The sequence below is a fragment of the Cupriavidus sp. C1SS-2L genome, from assembly GCF_057073735.1.
Genome location: NZ_CP172709.1, coordinates 1273057 through 1288497 on the forward strand (window position 1 = coordinate 1273057; position 15441 = coordinate 1288497).

17 protein-coding genes are annotated in these 15441 nt (G+C 67.4%); 10 read left to right on the forward strand and 7 right to left on the reverse strand.

Going from position 1 to position 15441, the window contains the following annotated elements:
- The first annotated feature begins 1 nt into the window (after position 1).
- Entirely contained in the window at positions 2-493 is a 492-nt protein-coding gene (locus ACIGJG_RS23540) for a PRC-barrel domain-containing protein (RefSeq protein WP_011301186.1), read from the forward strand.
- 139 nt (positions 494-632) lie between these two features.
- Here ACIGJG_RS23540 and ACIGJG_RS23545 read toward each other — a convergent pair whose 3' ends face one another.
- Positions 633-947, reverse strand: coding sequence for a BON domain-containing protein (locus ACIGJG_RS23545; RefSeq protein WP_011301185.1), 315 nt, complete (start codon positions 945-947; stop codon positions 633-635).
- 198 nt (positions 948-1145) lie between these two features.
- Between ACIGJG_RS23545 and ACIGJG_RS23550 the strand changes: the two genes are divergently transcribed.
- The 3 genes from ACIGJG_RS23550 to ACIGJG_RS23560 are packed head-to-tail and all read left to right on the forward strand — an operon-like array spanning position 1146 to position 3730.
- Positions 1146-1745, forward strand: a complete 600-nt coding sequence (locus ACIGJG_RS23550) for a low affinity iron permease family protein (protein WP_011301184.1) — start codon at positions 1146-1148, stop codon at positions 1743-1745.
- Position 1746: 1 nt separating this feature from the next.
- Positions 1747-2913 carry a DUF3182 family protein gene (locus tag ACIGJG_RS23555; RefSeq protein WP_140949417.1) on the forward strand — a complete coding sequence of 389 codons (1167 nt, stop codon included), beginning with the start codon at positions 1747-1749 and terminating at the stop codon, positions 2911-2913.
- The gene (locus ACIGJG_RS23560) at positions 2900-3730 is read left to right on the forward strand and encodes an alpha/beta hydrolase family protein (RefSeq protein WP_140949418.1); all 831 of its coding nucleotides are present in this window, start codon (positions 2900-2902) and stop codon (positions 3728-3730) included. Before ACIGJG_RS23555 ends, ACIGJG_RS23560 begins: the two co-directional genes overlap by 14 nt.
- Positions 3731-3821: 91 nt before the next feature.
- On the opposite strand, the gene ACIGJG_RS23565 is transcribed toward ACIGJG_RS23560, so the two are convergent.
- From ACIGJG_RS23565 to ACIGJG_RS23580, 4 genes are all read right to left on the reverse strand, one after another.
- Positions 3822-4010: a DUF3008 family protein gene (locus ACIGJG_RS23565; RefSeq protein ID WP_011301181.1), complete on the reverse strand. Its 189-nt coding sequence runs from the start codon at positions 4008-4010 to the stop codon at positions 3822-3824.
- Positions 4011-4107: 97 nt separating this feature from the next.
- Complete coding sequence (locus ACIGJG_RS23570) at positions 4108-4266, reverse strand: DUF3309 family protein (RefSeq protein ID WP_084791964.1); 159 nt, start codon at positions 4264-4266, stop codon at positions 4108-4110.
- A gap of 204 nt (positions 4267-4470) precedes the next feature.
- Positions 4471-5124, reverse strand: coding sequence for a response regulator (locus ACIGJG_RS23575; protein ID WP_011301180.1), 654 nt, complete (start codon positions 5122-5124; stop codon positions 4471-4473).
- A complete protein-coding gene (locus ACIGJG_RS23580) occupies positions 5121-7148 on the reverse strand; it encodes a type IV pili methyl-accepting chemotaxis transducer N-terminal domain-containing protein (RefSeq protein WP_011301179.1) in 2028 nt (675 codons plus the stop codon). The genes ACIGJG_RS23575 and ACIGJG_RS23580 overlap by 4 nt, the downstream gene beginning before the upstream one ends.
- Positions 7149-7491: 343 nt before the next feature.
- Between ACIGJG_RS23580 and ACIGJG_RS23585 the strand changes: the two genes are divergently transcribed.
- The 3 genes from ACIGJG_RS23585 to ACIGJG_RS23595 are packed head-to-tail and all read left to right on the forward strand — an operon-like array spanning position 7492 to position 10022.
- Positions 7492-7917, forward strand: a complete 426-nt coding sequence (locus tag ACIGJG_RS23585; protein WP_011301178.1) for a hemerythrin domain-containing protein — start codon at positions 7492-7494, stop codon at positions 7915-7917.
- A 19-nt stretch (positions 7918-7936) separates the two neighbouring features.
- Positions 7937-9265 (forward strand): hypothetical protein, encoded by a 1329-nt coding sequence (locus ACIGJG_RS23590; protein WP_483673999.1) that lies wholly within the window; start codon positions 7937-7939, stop codon positions 9263-9265.
- Positions 9266-9272: 7 nt separating this feature from the next.
- A complete protein-coding gene (locus ACIGJG_RS23595; protein WP_483674000.1) occupies positions 9273-10022 on the forward strand; it encodes a Crp/Fnr family transcriptional regulator in 750 nt (249 codons plus the stop codon).
- On the opposite strand, the gene ACIGJG_RS23600 is transcribed toward ACIGJG_RS23595, so the two are convergent.
- Positions 9959-11134: an NAD(P)H-dependent flavin oxidoreductase gene (locus tag ACIGJG_RS23600; RefSeq protein ID WP_041680289.1), complete on the reverse strand. Its 1176-nt coding sequence runs from the start codon at positions 11132-11134 to the stop codon at positions 9959-9961. The genes ACIGJG_RS23595 and ACIGJG_RS23600 overlap by 64 nt on opposite strands.
- Positions 11135-11391: 257 nt before the next feature.
- Between ACIGJG_RS23600 and ubiU the strand changes: the two genes are divergently transcribed.
- From ubiU to ubiT, 3 genes are read left to right on the forward strand one after another with little or no spacing between them, the layout of a single operon-like run.
- Complete coding sequence (gene ubiU, locus ACIGJG_RS23605; protein ID WP_181184380.1) at positions 11392-12420, forward strand: ubiquinone anaerobic biosynthesis protein UbiU; 1029 nt, start codon at positions 11392-11394, stop codon at positions 12418-12420.
- Positions 12421-12450: 30 nt separating this feature from the next.
- The gene (locus ACIGJG_RS23610; protein WP_140949422.1) at positions 12451-13365 is read left to right on the forward strand and encodes a U32 family peptidase; all 915 of its coding nucleotides are present in this window, start codon (positions 12451-12453) and stop codon (positions 13363-13365) included.
- The gene (ubiT, locus tag ACIGJG_RS23615; protein WP_140949423.1) at positions 13362-13814 is read left to right on the forward strand and encodes a ubiquinone anaerobic biosynthesis accessory factor UbiT; all 453 of its coding nucleotides are present in this window, start codon (positions 13362-13364) and stop codon (positions 13812-13814) included. The genes ACIGJG_RS23610 and ubiT overlap by 4 nt, the downstream gene beginning before the upstream one ends.
- Before the next feature lie 22 nt (positions 13815-13836).
- Here ubiT and norR read toward each other — a convergent pair whose 3' ends face one another.
- On the reverse strand, positions 13837-15405 hold the full coding sequence (gene norR / locus ACIGJG_RS23620) for a nitric oxide reductase transcriptional regulator NorR (RefSeq protein ID WP_483674001.1): 1569 nt from the start codon (positions 15403-15405) through the stop codon (positions 13837-13839).
- Positions 15406-15441 lie beyond the last annotated feature (36 nt).

Here is a 15441-nt window from a genome sequence, read left to right on the forward strand (position 1 = left end):
CATGAGACCCGAGCAACCCCCGCCCCGTGATCTGGATCCGGATCTTGATCCGCGCCGTGAACCGCCCCCGCCGCGTGGCGCCGCGATTGTCGGCACGATCGACCACAATTCACCGGGCCCGGGCCCGTTCGTGATGGCGGCCGATACGCTGGAAGGCAACAAGGTGGTCGATCCGTCCGGCGACGACATCGGCACCATCGACCACATCATGATCGACGTGCCCGGCGGACGCGTTGCGTATGCGGTGCTGGCCGTCGGCGGCTTCCTCGGTATCGGCGAGAAGCTGTTCGCGCTGCCGTGGTCCGCACTGACGCTCGATACGCGCCGCAAGTGCTTCGTGCTCGGCGTGGAGAAGGACCGCCTGAAGGCCGCACCGGGATTCGACAAGGATCACTGGCCTGGCATGGCGGATTCGCAGTGGGCCACCAGCATTCACGAGTACTACGGCATTTCGCCGTACTGGGAGTCGGATCGCTACGATCCGTGGCGTTGATCGGACCCTGCGCCGCATTGGCGGCCGCGTGGATCCCGCCACGGCGATGACAACGGATTCAGGGTGGGAGAGAGGGGTGAGGGCCGGCGGCGCTGTCCGTCGGCCCTTGCTTTGTGCGGGGCCTGAACGCAGGTGTTGCCTACACCTTGTGGTGAATGGGGCCCGAGGCGTGATCCGCCGGGTCTGCATTCATGCCACTGACGGCCGGCTGTGCGGGAGCGGGAACAGGAGGATCGTCGCGCCGCGTGCGCAGTGCGTTGTGAACACCGAGTACGCCGGGGCTGATCGCCGCGGCTTTCTCGATATCTTGCGCGACGGACGGGGTATCGACGCAGCCAGTCAGCGTGACGCGGCCATCGGCCACTTCGACGACGAGCCCTTCGGGCAGGCTGCCGCCGAAGGCCTCGGCAATGCGCGCACGTACCTGCGCTTCCAGTTCGGGGGATTGCGGCATGGTGTTCTCCGGTTGGGGCAAGAGGAATCCCAGGCCGCGCAAGATGTGTTCCAGCGCCGACGCCGCTCGCATGCCGAAGTGCGGCGCGCGTTGTAGGACAGCGCCCGCTGAACATCGGCGGCGTGATCCATACAATAAAAAGCAGCGCATGCCGGCACAAGCCGATGGAGCGAGAAGCGAGAAGCGAGGAGAGCGGCAATGAGCAGAAACGGTCCCGACCTCAAGGATACGCAAGGCGCGGCAGCCTCACAGGCCGGGCGGCACAGATCCCGTCTGATTCATGGGTTCGACAGATTCGCGGGCGCAGCCACGCGCCACGCCGGGTCCCCCACTGCGTTTGTGATGGCAGTGTTCGTGGTTGTGGCATGGGCCGTCACGGGCCCGATGTTCGGCTACTCGGAGACGTGGCAACTCGTCATCAATACAGGAACCACCATCGTGACTTTCCTCATGGTGTTCCTGATCCAGCAGAGCCAGAACAAGGATGCCGTCGCCGTGCACCTGAAGCTCAACGAGTTGCTGGCCTCGCATCGCGAAGCGAGCAATATGCTCGTCGCCATCGAGGATCTCGATGAAGAAGAGTTGCGCCAGCTCGCCGCGTTCTACCGCCATCTGGCCGAGCTTGCCGAACAGGAGGGCGGCCTCAAGTGCAGCCACTCGCTCGATGAGGCGAACATGAATACCGCGAAGAAGCGCGAGGCCCGCGTCAGCCGCCACGCCGTCGCACCGGATGCCGGACCTTCGTCCGCGAAGCCAGGCAAGGCGCCGGAAGCCGACATGGCCAGCCACGAGGCCTGACATGCCAGCGACCAATAACAAGGCGAGGCAGGTGATGGTGTATGGCTGCGCACGCTACGGGCAGCCGGACAGCCACCAGGCCATGACGCTCGAACAGATCGGCCGGAACGTGGCGACGATCGGCGGCTACGGCTTCAGCGGTGCCTACGAGCACAGCGCCACTGCGCGGACGCCGGCTGGCGGAACCGCGGCGCCATATCTCGTGCCGCTGGACACGGTGGTGGGTGACGCGCAGGCGCAAGCGCTGCATCTTCGCAGCGCCGACGACCTGTTTGGCGGGGTCGTGCCGTTTGCGTTCGTGGCGACCAAGGTGATCTCGCACGGGCTGGTCGCGCCCGATGCGGCTGCGCCCGCGGGCTGGAATCCGGACTTCGCGCAGCGGGCAGGTGTGGCGGTGCTGCCTGGCTTCACGGCGTTCTCGCTCGAAGACGCCCGCAGCGCCGGCCTGCGCCTGATGGCCGGCGGCGTAGTCCGGCTCAAGGATCCGTGCGGCATCGGCGGGCTCGGCCAGCAGACCGTCGACAGCGAAGCCGCGCTCGACGCTGCGTTGGCGGCGATGTCGGCGACCGACATCGAATCCCATGGCCTCGTACTCGAGCGCGATCTCGATTCGCCGGACACGTACAGTGTCGGACAGATACTGGTAGCGGGAGTGCTGGCCAGCTATTGCGGCACGCAGGATCTCACCGTCAACAACACCGGTGAAGAGGTATATGGCGGATCAACGCTGGCGGTTGTGCGCGGCGGCTTCGATGCGCTGCTGGCCCAGCCGTTCGGGCCGCGTGCGTTGTCGGCGATCCGTGCGGCCATGGCCTATCACGACGCCGCGCTCGCCTGCTACCCCGGCATGGTGCTGTCACGCTGCAACTACGACGTGGCATTCGGCGTGCCGGTCGGCGCCACTGGCGAAGGCGCAGCCAGGGCGCTCACCGGCGTCCTGGAGCAATCGTGGCGCGTGGGCGGCGCCACGGGCGCGGAACTGGCCGCGCTGAGAGCGCTGAAGGCTGACCCCGCGCGTGAGCGCGTCGTGGCCGCCACGCGTGAAGTGTATGGTCCGGACGCGCACTTGCCGGCCGGTGCCGAACTGTATTTTCAGGGCGAGGACCGCGACGTGGGCCTGCTTACCAAGTACGCATATCTGGAGTCGGACAACGATGGCCACCCATGAAGATCTGATCGAAATCCAGAGCGAAGGCGGCAGCATTGCCGGCACGCTGATTGCGCCAGCCACCAGGCTGCCCGGCGTGCTGTTCGTGCATGGATGGGGCGGCAGCCAGGAGCAGTATCTGGCGCGCGCGCGCAAGGTGGCAGGGCTCGGTTGCGTGTGCCTGACTTTCGACCTGACCGGCCACGCTGGTACCCGCGCGCAGTATGAAACTGTCAGCCGGATGCGCAACCTGGCGGATGTGGTCGCCGCCTATGACGTACTGGCGCGCCACGCGGAGGTGGACCGCAATGCCATTGCGGTGGTGGGCAGCAGCTACGGGGGCTACCTGGCCGCCGTCCTGACCAGCATGCGCCATGTGCGCTGGCTGGGGCTGCGCGCGCCGGCGCTGTACATGGACGAGGGCTGGGAGCATCCGAAGCGGCAGCTTCATCGCGAACAGGACCTCGTCAACTACCGGCGCTCCATCGTACCGCCCGAGACCAACCGGGCATTGCGTGCCTGCACCGCCTTCGAGGGCGATGTGCTTGTGATTGAATCGGAGAACGACCAGATCGTCCCGCATGCGGCGGTCACCAGCTACGTGGATGCCTGTGTACGTGCGAATTCCATGACCTATCGCGTGATCAAAGGAGCGGACCACGGTATCACCGATGAAGAGCACCAGCGCGCTTACTCCAGCCTGTTGCTCAACTGGTTGCGGGAGATGGTCACCGGGGCGCGCGCAGGTCCCGTCTCTGCGCAGCGTCCGACGGCGGCTAATTCGCCGTCTGCGGATGAGGCACGGCGCGCTTCGGAAGGCTCCGGAGCGCGGCCGTAGGGCCCGCTCATGCAAAGCGCCTGGCGGCACCAGTGCGGCACGGGCGTATAACGCGACGGGCTATGGCGCGCGGCTCAAACGAGCGGGGCGATCACTTGTCCGACACGTGCTTGGGCTTGCCCTTGGTTTTGGTCGATGCCATCTTCTCGAGTTCCTTGGTGCTCATCGACTTGGCCATCGATTTGGATGCGCCCTTGAGCGCGCCGGCCTTCTTGTCGCCGCGCTTGGCGGCAAGCGCCGCGCCGGCGGCCTGTTGCTGTGCCTTGGATTTGGCTGGCATGACTAACCTCCTTCTTTTTCAGGGCGCTGCGACCGGCGAAGGAACGAACCCGGACGCCAGCGCATGCGTGCACGATGCAGTGCACATTTCTGCCTGTCTATATTCGGCCCAGCACGACCAGCAGAGCCACGATCAGGACAATGAGGCCCAGTCCGCCGCTTGGCCAGTATCCCCAGCCCGAGCTGTACGGCCATGCCGGCAAGGCGCCGACGAGCAACAGGATCAGTAAGATCAGAAGAATGGTGCCGATTCCCATATCGCGCTCCGGTTTTTGGGCCGCGAGGCCACGCTTGTCATCAGGGCGCGGCCGGTCAGTGTGCCGGGGTGTTGAATGGGCCATAAACCGGCTTCGCCACGCAGTTTCAGCGTAGCCGAGGGCGTTGCCGCATCCTTCCCGAACGCGGCTGAAAACCTTGTAGGAATCGGACGACGACCGGGCGCTTGACCCGGCACTCGCGGCTCAGCCGGCCTCGGTCAGGCCGCGTTCCACGGCATAGACTGCCACCTGCACCCGGCTGGCAAGATTGAGCTTTTTCAGGATATTTTGCACGTGGATCTTCACGGTGCTCTCGGCGACACCCAGGTCGCGTGCGATCTCCTTGTTGCTCTCGCCGCGCGTCAGCCCCTGCACGATCTCGCGCTCGCGCGCAGTGAGCTTCGCGGTGTCGTCTTGGCGCACCGGGGCTGGCGCGGGCGCGCGAAACTGCTGCACGAGCTTCGCTGTCATGGCTTCGGAGATCACGGGCTCCCCGGCGGCGGCGCGGCGGATGGCGCTCGTGAGCGCTTCGGTCTCGATATTCTTCAGCAGGTAGCCGCGCGCGCCGCGGCGCAGCGCGGTGGCCAGTTCCTCGGCCTCTTCCGATACGGTCAGCACGATCACCGCCGAGTCCGGCAGGTCTTCGACCAGCAACTGCAGCGCTTCCAGCCCTGACAGGCCCGGCATGTTCAGGTCCAGCAAGATGACATCGGGCCGGTGCTGCTTGGCGCGCTTGATGCCCTCCACGCCGTCGGCCGCTTCATCGACGATCTCGAAGTCGGCCTGCCGCTGGAGCAGCGCGCGGATGCCCGAGCGGAACAGCGTGTGGTCGTCGATCAGCAGGATGCGGATGGTCATGGCAGGGACTCCTGGAATAGGCGCGGCATCGCTTGCCCCGCGGTGGATTGGCGTTCGGCCCCGGCGGCCTGGTCGCCGTGCGGCAGCACCAGTTCGATGCGCACGCCGCGGCCCGGCCGGGCGTCGATGGCAAGGCGCGCGTGCAACCGCGCGGCGCGTTCGCGCATGATGTTCAGGCCCACATGGGCCTCGCTGTCGCGGCCGAGCTCGGCCGGGTCGAAGCCCTCGCCGTCGTCCTCGACCACAAGACGGAAATCATGGCCATGGCACAGCGACACGGTCACGTGTGCGGCCATCGCATGCTTGCGCACATTGGACAGCGCTTCCTGCAGGATGAACAGCACCTGAAGCTGCTGCTCGGGCTGCAGCGGCAGGCGGTTGCCGTGATCGTCGATGACCAGCGTGGCTTCGGTGCGGCACTGCCGCCGGAACCGCTCGACGGTTTCTTCCACAGCGGGACGCAATTCGCCGGGCGTCAGGCGCGAGCGGAAGTTGTTCAGCAGCTCGCGCACGTCCTGGTAGCTCTCTTCGACACCATGGCGCAGCATCGGCACGATCTCGCGTGCTTCGGCGAGGTCGTCGCGGTCCACCGCGTCGCCGAGAAGCTGCACCTGCAGGTTGAGGAAATTGAGGCCCTGCGCAATGCTGTCGTGCAGGCCCTGCGCGACCAGGTTGCGCTCTTCGACGACGGCGAGCTGCCGCGCGCTGGCGGACAGGCGCAGGTGCTCCAGCGCGATGCCAAGGTGCTGTGCCAGGGTATCGAGCAACTGCCGGTCCGACGGGGGCAACTCGCGCGGTGCGTGGAAATGCAGCGCAAAGGTGCCGATGGCGCCACGCTGGCTTTCGATGCGGAACGCCGCGATGGCCGTGAAACCTTCGCGCGTGCATGGCGACGGCTGGGGCAGCAGCGGGCGGCGTGTGGTCCTGCGCAGGTCGGCGATGGCGACCACGCCTTCACGCGTGGCATCGCCACAGTGGCAGGCATCGACGGCCATGCAATTGCCGGACTCGGCCAGTGCCGCAGGCAGGCCCGCGGAGGCGAGCAGGTGCAGCTTGCCGTGCTGCGCGTCCATGACGCGTACGGATCCGCCGTCGGCATCGAACTGCCCCATGACGCGTTCCAGGAAGCCGCGCGCCATGGCTTCGGCATCACGGGCCTGGTTGAGGAACGCGGCCATGTCGTAGAGCGTCTCCAGGTCGCGGTTCTGGCGTTCCAGCTCCGCAGTCTTGCTCGCCACGCGCGCGGCCAGGTCCTGGTACAGGTCCTGCAACTCGGCCGCCATGCGGTTGAAACCCGCATTGAGCGTGCCGAACTCGTCGCGTGTTTCCACCGGCAGCCGCAGCGAGAACTCGCGCGCGGCCATGCGGCGCAGGCCGTCCTGCAGCCGCAGCACCGGCAGGATGATCCACAGGTATAGCAGATAGATGACGGCGACCGTGCCCACGCAGGCAATGGCCGCCAGTCCGGCTTGCGAGAGGCGCAGCAGGTCGGTCTTGCGCGCACTGTCGTGCTCGATCAGCATCACGAGCCGGTCGGCCTCTGCCACGAAGGCGGGCAGCGCCTGCACATAAGCAACCCCGCTACCCGCCTGCGCCAGCGGCCTGAGCTCGTGCTGCCAGTCATACGCGACACGGTCGAGCTGTTCATGGATGGCCGGTTCATCGGGCAGGAACAGCGGCCGGACCGGATTGCCCTTGCGCAGCTGAGCAAGCGTGCCGTCCAGCGCCTGGATCTGCGCATCGCGGGCACCGGCCTGTCCCGCATTGGCCAGTCCCAGCTCGATTGCCACGCGGTTGGCGCGCATCCGCAGGCTGCCGGCATCGTTGATGGCGGCGCCCGCGCCTTCGAGCTTCCAGGACAGCCACAGCGTGCCGGCGATCATGGTGAGCACCACCAGCAGCGACGCCAGCGACAGCAGGATGATGCGCGTGGACAAGCGGTGACGCGGTGGCGTCAGGCCGGCGGCATCGGGAAACTGGCTGCTGTCCGCGGCAGGCGCGGTGTCGGTGTCGGAATCTGGCATGGGAGCAAGGTTTGCAGACGGGGGCGGTCAACCTCACGGGCGATTCTCCGCGTGGTGAGCCCTATCGGGCATGCGCCAGATCAATAAAACGCCGATTGATGGCGCTTGTTTGTGGTGTTTTCTGCGCTTTGCAGCCGATCGACCGCCTGGCGAGCGGAATGCATCCCGGCGATCGGAGGAAAACATCACGGCGTGATGGAACCGAACGGGCCGTTCCCGTGCTTCCGATAGACCGCGCCGTGGGTCAGGTCTTGCCCGCGAATCTCGCCAGGACTTATTCGCGATCAAGTCCCGCCGGCAGCACGAGTCCTAGCATCGACGCGTCTGAACCCGGAGAACCACCATGTCGAGCGCCATTGAGATCCTGGTCCGCCAGCACCGCGACTGCGACCAGGCACTGGAAGACCTTGAAGCCTGCCTGCGCGGTCCCGACTGGGACATGGCCGCGAGCGCCTTCGCGCGTCTGGAAGCGGCTCTGCAAGGCAATTTCTCGGCCGAGGAAGACCGCCTGTTTCCGGCCTTCGAAAAGGTCGCCGGCTCCGCCAGCGGCCCTACCGCCGTGATGCGGCATGAGCACGACGAAGTCCGCGGGTTGCTGGTCAACGCAGGCGAATGGCTGCAGCTGCGCGACGCGAACGCACTGGCAGCCGAACTCGACACACTTGTTGTGCTGCTGCAGCAGCACAACATCAAGGAAGAGAACGTGCTGTTCCCGATGTGCCGCACGCATGTGCCGGAACTTGACACCTTGCTGGCGAACGGCGTCTGAGCGAGACAGGAACGCGACCTTGAAAGCCATCGGTCTCGACTACCATCGCGCACCGCGTCCCGGCGTGGTGTTCGGCTGCCTGATGCCGGCACCGTGGCTCGGTGCCGCGGCGGGCGTGCTGCTGGCGCTCGGCCCAGTGGCGGGGCTGCCGGACAGGTTCGCGCCGCTCGCGCTCGCGGCCGTGCATGTGCTCGCGCTGGGCATGCTGCTGCCGGTCATGCTTGGCGCGCTGTTCCAGATGATGCCGGTGGTGGCAGGCGTGGCGGTGCCGGGATCGGGGCGCGTGGCGCCGCTTGTGGCGCTGACTGCCAGCATTGCGGCTGGCGCACTGGCCGCTGGCTTTCTCGGCGGCGGCACCGTGCCGTTCCGCCTCGCCGCGCTGGCAGGGGGCTTGCTGTTGCCGCTGGCGGGTGGCTTGCTGCTGTGGGGCGGCCGTCGTGTGGGAAGGGTCGATGCCACCACACGCACGCTGGCCGGCATCGGCGCGCCGCTGGCGCTGACCGGACTGCTCGGCGCGGCGCTGGCGGGCTTGTTCGGCGGCCTGTGGCGTGCGTCGCCGTCACCGTTGCTGGCATTGCACGTTGTCTGGGGCCTTGGCGGCTGGCTGGCCGCGCTGGTGACCGGCATAGCGACCACCGTGCTGCCGATGTTCTGGCAGGTTCCGCGCCTGCCGTGCTGGCTGCAGCGCTGCCTGCCGCTTGGCCACTGGTTGCCGTTGCTGGCATTCACTGTCCTGATCGTGGTGCAGCCGGAAGGCCAGATCGCGCGCTGGGCGTTTTGGGCCTGGCTAGCATTCGCCGCCGTGACGGCCGCTTTCATGCTGGCCGGCATGCTGCGCGCGCGACGCCGCCATGATCCCGTCTGGCTGCTATGGCCGGTGGCCGCTGCAAGCATGCTTGCAGCGGCGCTGCTGGCAGCGGCCTTGCCGCAGGCGCCGTCCGCCTGGCTGTCCTGGTGGGTCGGCACGCTCGCGCTGATTGGCGGCGGCGTGCTTCCCGTGACAGCGATGCTCGGCAAGATCGTTCCCTTCCTGGTCTGGCTGCACCTGCGCAGGCTGCTGCCGCCACGCGCTCGCGTGCCGGCCATGCAGGTCATCATCAACCCGGACGCCCAGCGGCACCAGTCCTGGCTGCTGCTTGCCGCCTTCGCGATGCTGCTCGCATTACCGTTGGCGCCGGCATGGTTCGCGCGTGCGGGTGGACTCGCATTGGCCCTGGCCAATGGGTGGCTCGGCCTGCAATTGCTGAAGGCGCTGCGTTGCATGCGCGCCATGCGGGCACAGGGCGGATTGCCGCCGAGGAAGCCGTTCGTGGGGACGGCGCAGGCAGGGAAAACACACCATGGTTGAGACCGCGATGCTTGAAAGACTGCAGTTGTTCCGCGGCGTCGATGCCCGCGTGCTTGGCGCGATTGCCAACGGGGCCACGACGCAGCGCCTGTCGAAGGGAGAATTCCTGTTCCGCCGCGGCGACGCCTGCAGCGGCCTGATCATCGTGCTGGACGGGCTGGTCAAGCTCGCATTGCCGGCCACGCCATGCAGCGTCAAAGGCCTGGAACGTGCGGTCGAGGTGTTCGGTCCTGGTGCGGTGTTTGGCGAAGATGTGCTGTTCGCGGATGCGCTACAGCCGGCCGATTGTCAGGCGATGATGCGCACGACGGTGCTCTGCATCGACAGCGCCGCACTGTGGGACACGCTGGAGCAAGACCCGCTGTTGTCCGCACGGCTGCTGCGCAACCTGTCGAGCCGGCTCCATGCGCTGATGCGCGATATCGAGGCCACCAGCCTGCAGAACGCCTTGCAGCGCGTGGCCGGCTTCCTGCGCGACGAGGCGCATGCCGGCCGCTGCACGTGGCTCGCCTGCACGCAGCGCGTGATCGCCTCCAAGCTTGGCATCACGCCCGAGACTCTCTCGCGTGTGGTCAGCCGCTTCAGCGCCGAGAATCTGGTACGGCTCGAACGCGGGAAGATTTTCGTGCTTGATGCCGAAGGGCTGGGGCGCCTGGCCGCTGACGGGTTACACGCGGACGCCCCCGCCGTCGCTCATGCCGCGACGGTGGCTGCCGGCATCGGCACGACAGCGGGCTTTTCGCCGGTCAGCAGGTAGTGGAGCAGGTCCGCCACAGGGCGGATCGCTTCGCCGAACGGCAGCGCGCCCTTGCCGCGGAAGAATAGCCCGCGTTCCACATCGCCGCGCACGGCCTGCGCCAGTTTCAGGTCGATGCAGAACTGCCCGATGCGCGCCACGCCGTCGCGCAGCCCGCACGCATGCAGGCAGTCGAATCCTTCCAGGCAGTCGCGCGCCTTGGCCCGGCGCTGCAGCCGGCTTTCGCTCGACAGGTAACGCGATAGCCATGGCGTCAGCACGGCGCGCGCCGGCAAGCCTGCCACGCTGGTGAACTCGCACAGGTCTTCGGGGCTCGCGGTGGCCAGCACGTGCTTGAAGGCCGGATGCGCGTCGCATTCCTCGGTGACAGCGAACGCTGTACCAAGCTGCACTGCGGCGGCACCTTCGCCGAGCCAGTGGCGCACCTTCGCATGGCTGTTGATGCCGCCCGCCAGGATCAGCGGAATGCTGTCCCACGCGAGCCCCAGCGTCTGGAACAGCTCGCGGCATTCGGCAAGCACACGCGCAAACGAAAAGCGCGCTTCGCCGAGGTCCTGGATGGCGGGGGCACCAAGATGGCCGCCCGCGTGGGCGGGATGTTCAACTACGATCGCATCGGGCAGCCGTCCCTTCTTCATCCACTTGCGCAGCACCAGTCCGATGCCGCGCGCTTCCGACAGGATCGGGATCAGCGCGACCTTCGGGTAGTCCGCGGTCAGCTCCGGCAGGTCAAGCGGCAGGCCGGCGCCCATGACGATGGCATCGGCGCCGCTTTCGCACGCCTGGCGCACCAGTTGCGCGTGCGAACCGACGGCTTTCATCACATTGACGGCAACAAGGCCGCGCCCGCCGGAGAGGTCGCGCGCGCTGCGGATCTCGCGGTCCAGCGCCACGAGGTTGGCGGCCTCGATGCGCGCCTTGTCGCGCGTGCCGCCTGTCTGCGCCATCAGGTCGGGATGGTGGTGGCGCAGGTCGATGCTGGCAATGGTGCCCACGCCGTTGTGCGCGGCCACGGTGCCCGCCAGGCGGTGTGCCGAGATGCCGATGCCCATGCCGCCCTGGACGATCGGCAGCAGCCGGCGCCCGGCCAGCTTCAGCCAGTGTTCTGTCATGATGGTCTCACTATCTGGGAACTGCGCGCGGCCCGCGGTATCGGACCGCGCACGAACGGCCAAGCGTGGCACAGCGGGCAGCCCCGGCGTTTGCCGCAGGTCAATGGCGTGAACGCACTGCACCAATGGCGTAGGCCGACTGGTCTATGACGCACGTCGTCATGGCGCGGTTTGAGCGCGGTCAAGTCCGCTCGCCAAGTGGCTGGCTAGCATCTGCGCTGGCCGAATTCCCGCGCCGCGCTCGCGGCGCCTGTGACATGACAATTTCCTCTTCCGTGCGGGCGCGCCACCCGCAACTGGTGGCGCCGGCGGGCTCGCTGACCGCGCTGCGCGCGGCGCTCGAACACGGCGCCGATGCCGTGTACCTCGGCTTGCGAGATGCCACTAACGCGCGCAACTTCGGCGGCCTCAACTTCACCGAGGCCGACATCCGCACCGGCGTGGCCGAAGCCCATGCACGCGATGCCGAGGTGCTGTTCGCGATCAACACGTTCCCGCAGACGGGCGAAGTGGCGAAGTGGCACCGCGCGGTCGATGCTGCCGCGGATCTGGGCGCCGACGCGGTCATCATGGCCGATGCGGGACTCATGGCCTATGCGTCCGAGCGTCACCCCCAATTGCGGCTGCACCTGTCGGTGCAGGGCTCGGCCACGCATGCCGACGCGATCGAACTGATGCGCGAGCGCTTCAACGTCAAGCGCGTGGTGCTGCCGCGCGTGCTGTCGCTCGCGCAGATCGGCAAGCTCGCGCGGCAGACCAGCGTGGAACTCGAAGTCTTCGGTTTCGGCAGCCTGTGCGTGATGGCCGAGGGCCGCTGCCTGCTGTCCTCATATGCGACCGGTGACTCGCCCAACAACAAGGGCGTGTGCTCGCCCGCGCATGCGGTGCGCTGGACCGAGCAGGACGGCACCATGCATGCGCGCCTGTCGGGCATCCTGATCGACAGTTATGCGCCCGGCGAGCCCGCCGGCTATCCCACGCTGTGCAAGGGACGCTTCGAGGTGCAGGGCGAGCGCGGCTACGTGCTGGAAGAGCCCACGAGCCTCAACGCACTCTCTTTGTTGCCAGCGCTGATCGACATCGGCATCGCTGCCATCAAGATCGAAGGCCGCCAGCGCAGCCCGCGCTATGTGGCGGACGTGGTCGGCGTGCTGCGCGCCGCCATCGACGCGGCCTGTGCCGAGCCCGCGCGTTTCACGCCGCGCCAGGAATGGCAAGGCACGCTGGGCCGCCATGCCGAAGGCGACCAGGTCACGCAGGGCGCCTATGACAGGCCGTGGCGATGAGCGCGGCAACCTTCAATCACGGAGCCATTGATGCGGAATACCTCCACCCCGGGCACGGCTAGCTTCGGCATTGCGCTGGGCCCTCTGCTGTACTACTGGCCGCGCGCGACGGTGATGCAGTTCTATGCCGACGTCGCGGAATCGTCCGTCGATCGCGTCTACCTGGGCGAGACCGTCTGCACGCGCCGCCACGAACTGCGCCATGCTCACTGGATCGAGATCGCGCAGATGCTGCGCGACGCCGGCAAGGAGGTGGTCCTGTCCACGCCGGTGCTCGTCGAGTCCGATTCCGATATCGCCTGCATGCGCCGTGTCTGCGAGCAGGACGAATTCCTCGTAGAGGCCAATGACATTGGTGCCGTTCGCTGCATGGGCGGCCGTCCGTTCGTCGGCGGGCCGCATCTCAACGTCTATCACGCCGATACGCTGGCGTGGCTGGCCAGTCTCGGCGCCAGCGGCTGCGTGATGCCGGTGGAGATGGACGGCGCCACGCTGGCTGCACTATCGGCCGGGCGCTGCGCCGGCGTGGCGCTGGAAGTGCTCGCCTGGGGCCGCATGCCGCTCGCGTTTTCGGCGCGCTGCTTCACCGCACGCCACCATCGCTTGCGCAAGGACGCGTGCGAATTCCGCTGTCTCGACTATCCGGATGGTCTCGTTGCCGCCACGGGCGAAGGCCAGGCGTTCTTCACGCTCAACGGCATCCAGACGCAGTCTGCCACGTGCCTGGATCTGTGCGCGCAGGCGTTGACCATGGCACATGTGGGTATCGATATGCTGCGCGTCAGCCCGCAATCGACCGGCACGCTGGACGCGGTGGCTGCGCTTGCGGCAATCCGTTCGGGCACACGCCCGCCCGCGCCCAGCGGCGTGCTGCCGGCCGGCGCCGAGCCGAGCAACGGCTACTGGCACGGGCGCCCCGGCATTGCGTGGGAGGCGCGACCATGAGTGCACTGCAATCGCTGCTGGCCCGCGTGCATCGCCGCTTGCCGGGCCGAGCGCGGGCGTTGCCGCTGGTGTCGGCGCTGGAACTGGCTCGCCGTGCCAGATGGCTGGAGCCGCCTGCGGCGCTCGACGGGCATACCTTCTTGCTGACAGTGACGGACCTCAAACTTGACGTGCCGTTCCGATGCGAGCAGGGACGCTTTCGCCTGGCCAGCGCAGATAGCGGCGTGCCGGAACTGACGCTGCGCGCGTGCGTGCCGGATTACCTGCGGCTGCTCGCGGGGCAGTGTGACACCGATACGCTCTTCTTCCAGCGCAGGCTGGTGATTGGCGGGGATACGGCGTTGGGGCTGGAGGTGAAGTATTGGCTGGATGCGGCGCCTCGGCCAGCGTGGCTCGGGGCGATCGCCGGGAAGTTGGCAGCGGGGTTTGCAGGTGGAGGCGAACGTTGATGGGAGCGGCACCCTGACCCCCTTACTTACACCCCAGCCTCTTTGCCAGCTTATGCAAATTGCTGGCATCGATCCCAAGTTCCCGCGCGGCCTTTGCCCAATTCCGCCCGTGAAGCCGCAACGCGTGCTCGATGCAATCCCGTTGGGTCTGCTCTACGGCATCGCGCAAGGTGACGCCCGCGGCTAGCGTGGCTCGCGAATGCACTGCTGACGTCGCGCTCGCCACGGGTGCCACAGGTCCCTCCGATGGCGAAGCCAGACTATCCAGGTCCAGCAGATCCGCCTCCAGTGTCACGATGTCATTCCGGTTGGCCCCACGGCTCACGGACCGCAGCGCCGCACGGCTCACCACATGCTCCAGCTCGCGCACATTGCCGGGCCAGCGGTAGCGGCGCAGCGCATCCTGCGCGCTCCGTGACAGGCGCAGGCTGCGCATGCCGAGGCGCGCGCGGTTCAGTTCGAGAAAGCGGCCGGCCAGCAGCAGCACGTCGTTGTCGCGTTCGCGCAGCGGCGGAATGGGGATCGGATAGACCGACAGCCGGTGATACAGGTCAGCGCGGAACGAGCCGTCCCGTACATGCTCGCGCAGGTTGCGGTTGGTCGCCGCGATCACGCGCACATCGACGCGGCGTGGCTTGTCGGAGCCCAGGCGCTGGATCTCCCCGTTCTGCAGCGTGCGCAGCAGCTTGGCCTGGATAGCCAGCGGCAGTTCGCCAACTTCATCAAGGAACAGTGTGCCGCCGTCAGCGGCTTCGAAGCGGCCCGGACGCTCGCCGGTGGCGCCCGAGAACGCGCCTTTGACATGGCCGAACAGCTCGCTCTCGGCGAGGGACTCCGGCAGCGCGGCGCAGTTCACGTGGACCAGCGGGCGGTCGCGCCGGCGCGACAGGCGATGCAGCCTGTGTGCGAACAACTCCTTGCCGACGCCGGTTTCGCCAAGCAGCAGCACCGGCAGTTCCGAATCGGCCACCACGTCCAGTTCATGCAGCAGCCCGGTGATGGCCTCGCTCTGGCCGATGATCTCGCCCTCGTCCGGCGGCAGCTCGTTATCAGGCGTCTTGCCGCGAGAGAGCTGCAGCGCGCGGATGTCCGCCTCGAGTTGCGTGGTGCGGATGGCGGCCTCGACCAACAGCGTCAGTCCGTCCAGCTCCGCCTGTGCGGCCTCGTCGAAGGTGCCGACCTGCAGCGCGTCCAGCGTGAGCACGCCCCAGGCGCGGCCGTCGAGTTCGAGGCGGATGCCCATGCAGTCATGCACCGGCAGGGGCTCTCCCACATGTTCGTCGATGAGGCCGTCGTAGGGGTCGGGCAACACGCTGTCATGGTGAAAGCACGTGACCCCACGCCGCGCGAGGATGGCGCCAAGTCGCGGGTGCAGTCCCACCGAAAACCTACGCCCGAGGGCGTCTCGTACGAGCCCGTCTACGGCCACGGGCCGCAAGTGTTCTTCTTCCAGGCGCAGCAGCGCCACAGCGCCACAGCCGAAACAGGCGCGCAGCGCGCTCACCAGCCGCTGCAGGCGAACCGCGTGCGGCAGGTCGGCTCCCAGGTCGGCCAGTAGCTCCGGGTAGACACCACGGTGGAGTAGGGTCATAAATACCTTAACGGGTAAATTACACCGCGATTATAT

Bases quoted from the DNA above. Each gene is read 5' to 3' on its own strand.
- norR (WP_483674001.1), bottom strand. From the start codon at position 15,405: ATGACCCTACTCCACCGTGGTGTCTACCCGGAGCTACTGGCCGACCTG.
- ACIGJG_RS23595 (WP_483674000.1), top strand. From the start codon at position 9,273: ATGCTTGAAAGACTGCAGTTGTTCCGCGGCGTCGATGCCCGCGTGCTT.
- ACIGJG_RS23560 (WP_140949418.1), top strand. From the start codon at position 2,900: ATGGCCACCCATGAAGATCTGATCGAAATCCAGAGCGAAGGCGGCAGC.
- ACIGJG_RS23540 (WP_011301186.1), top strand. From the start codon at position 2: ATGAGACCCGAGCAACCCCCGCCCCGTGATCTGGATCCGGATCTTGAT.
- ACIGJG_RS23570 (WP_084791964.1), bottom strand. From the start codon at position 4,266: ATGGGAATCGGCACCATTCTTCTGATCTTACTGATCCTGTTGCTCGTC.
- ACIGJG_RS23555 (WP_140949417.1), top strand. From the start codon at position 1,747: ATGCCAGCGACCAATAACAAGGCGAGGCAGGTGATGGTGTATGGCTGC.
- ACIGJG_RS23575 (WP_011301180.1), bottom strand. From the start codon at position 5,124: ATGACCATCCGCATCCTGCTGATCGACGACCACACGCTGTTCCGCTCG.
- ACIGJG_RS23580 (WP_011301179.1), bottom strand. From the start codon at position 7,148: ATGCCAGATTCCGACACCGACACCGCGCCTGCCGCGGACAGCAGCCAG.
- ACIGJG_RS23565 (WP_011301181.1), bottom strand. From the start codon at position 4,010: ATGCCAGCCAAATCCAAGGCACAGCAACAGGCCGCCGGCGCGGCGCTT.
- ACIGJG_RS23610 (WP_140949422.1), top strand. From the start codon at position 12,451: ATGCGGAATACCTCCACCCCGGGCACGGCTAGCTTCGGCATTGCGCTG.
- ACIGJG_RS23585 (WP_011301178.1), top strand. From the start codon at position 7,492: ATGTCGAGCGCCATTGAGATCCTGGTCCGCCAGCACCGCGACTGCGAC.
- ACIGJG_RS23550 (WP_011301184.1), top strand. From the start codon at position 1,146: ATGAGCAGAAACGGTCCCGACCTCAAGGATACGCAAGGCGCGGCAGCC.
- ACIGJG_RS23600 (WP_041680289.1), bottom strand. From the start codon at position 11,134: ATGACAGAACACTGGCTGAAGCTGGCCGGGCGCCGGCTGCTGCCGATC.
- ACIGJG_RS23545 (WP_011301185.1), bottom strand. From the start codon at position 947: ATGCCGCAATCCCCCGAACTGGAAGCGCAGGTACGTGCGCGCATTGCC.
- ubiT (WP_140949423.1), top strand. From the start codon at position 13,362: ATGAGTGCACTGCAATCGCTGCTGGCCCGCGTGCATCGCCGCTTGCCG.
- ubiU (WP_181184380.1), top strand. From the start codon at position 11,392: ATGACAATTTCCTCTTCCGTGCGGGCGCGCCACCCGCAACTGGTGGCG.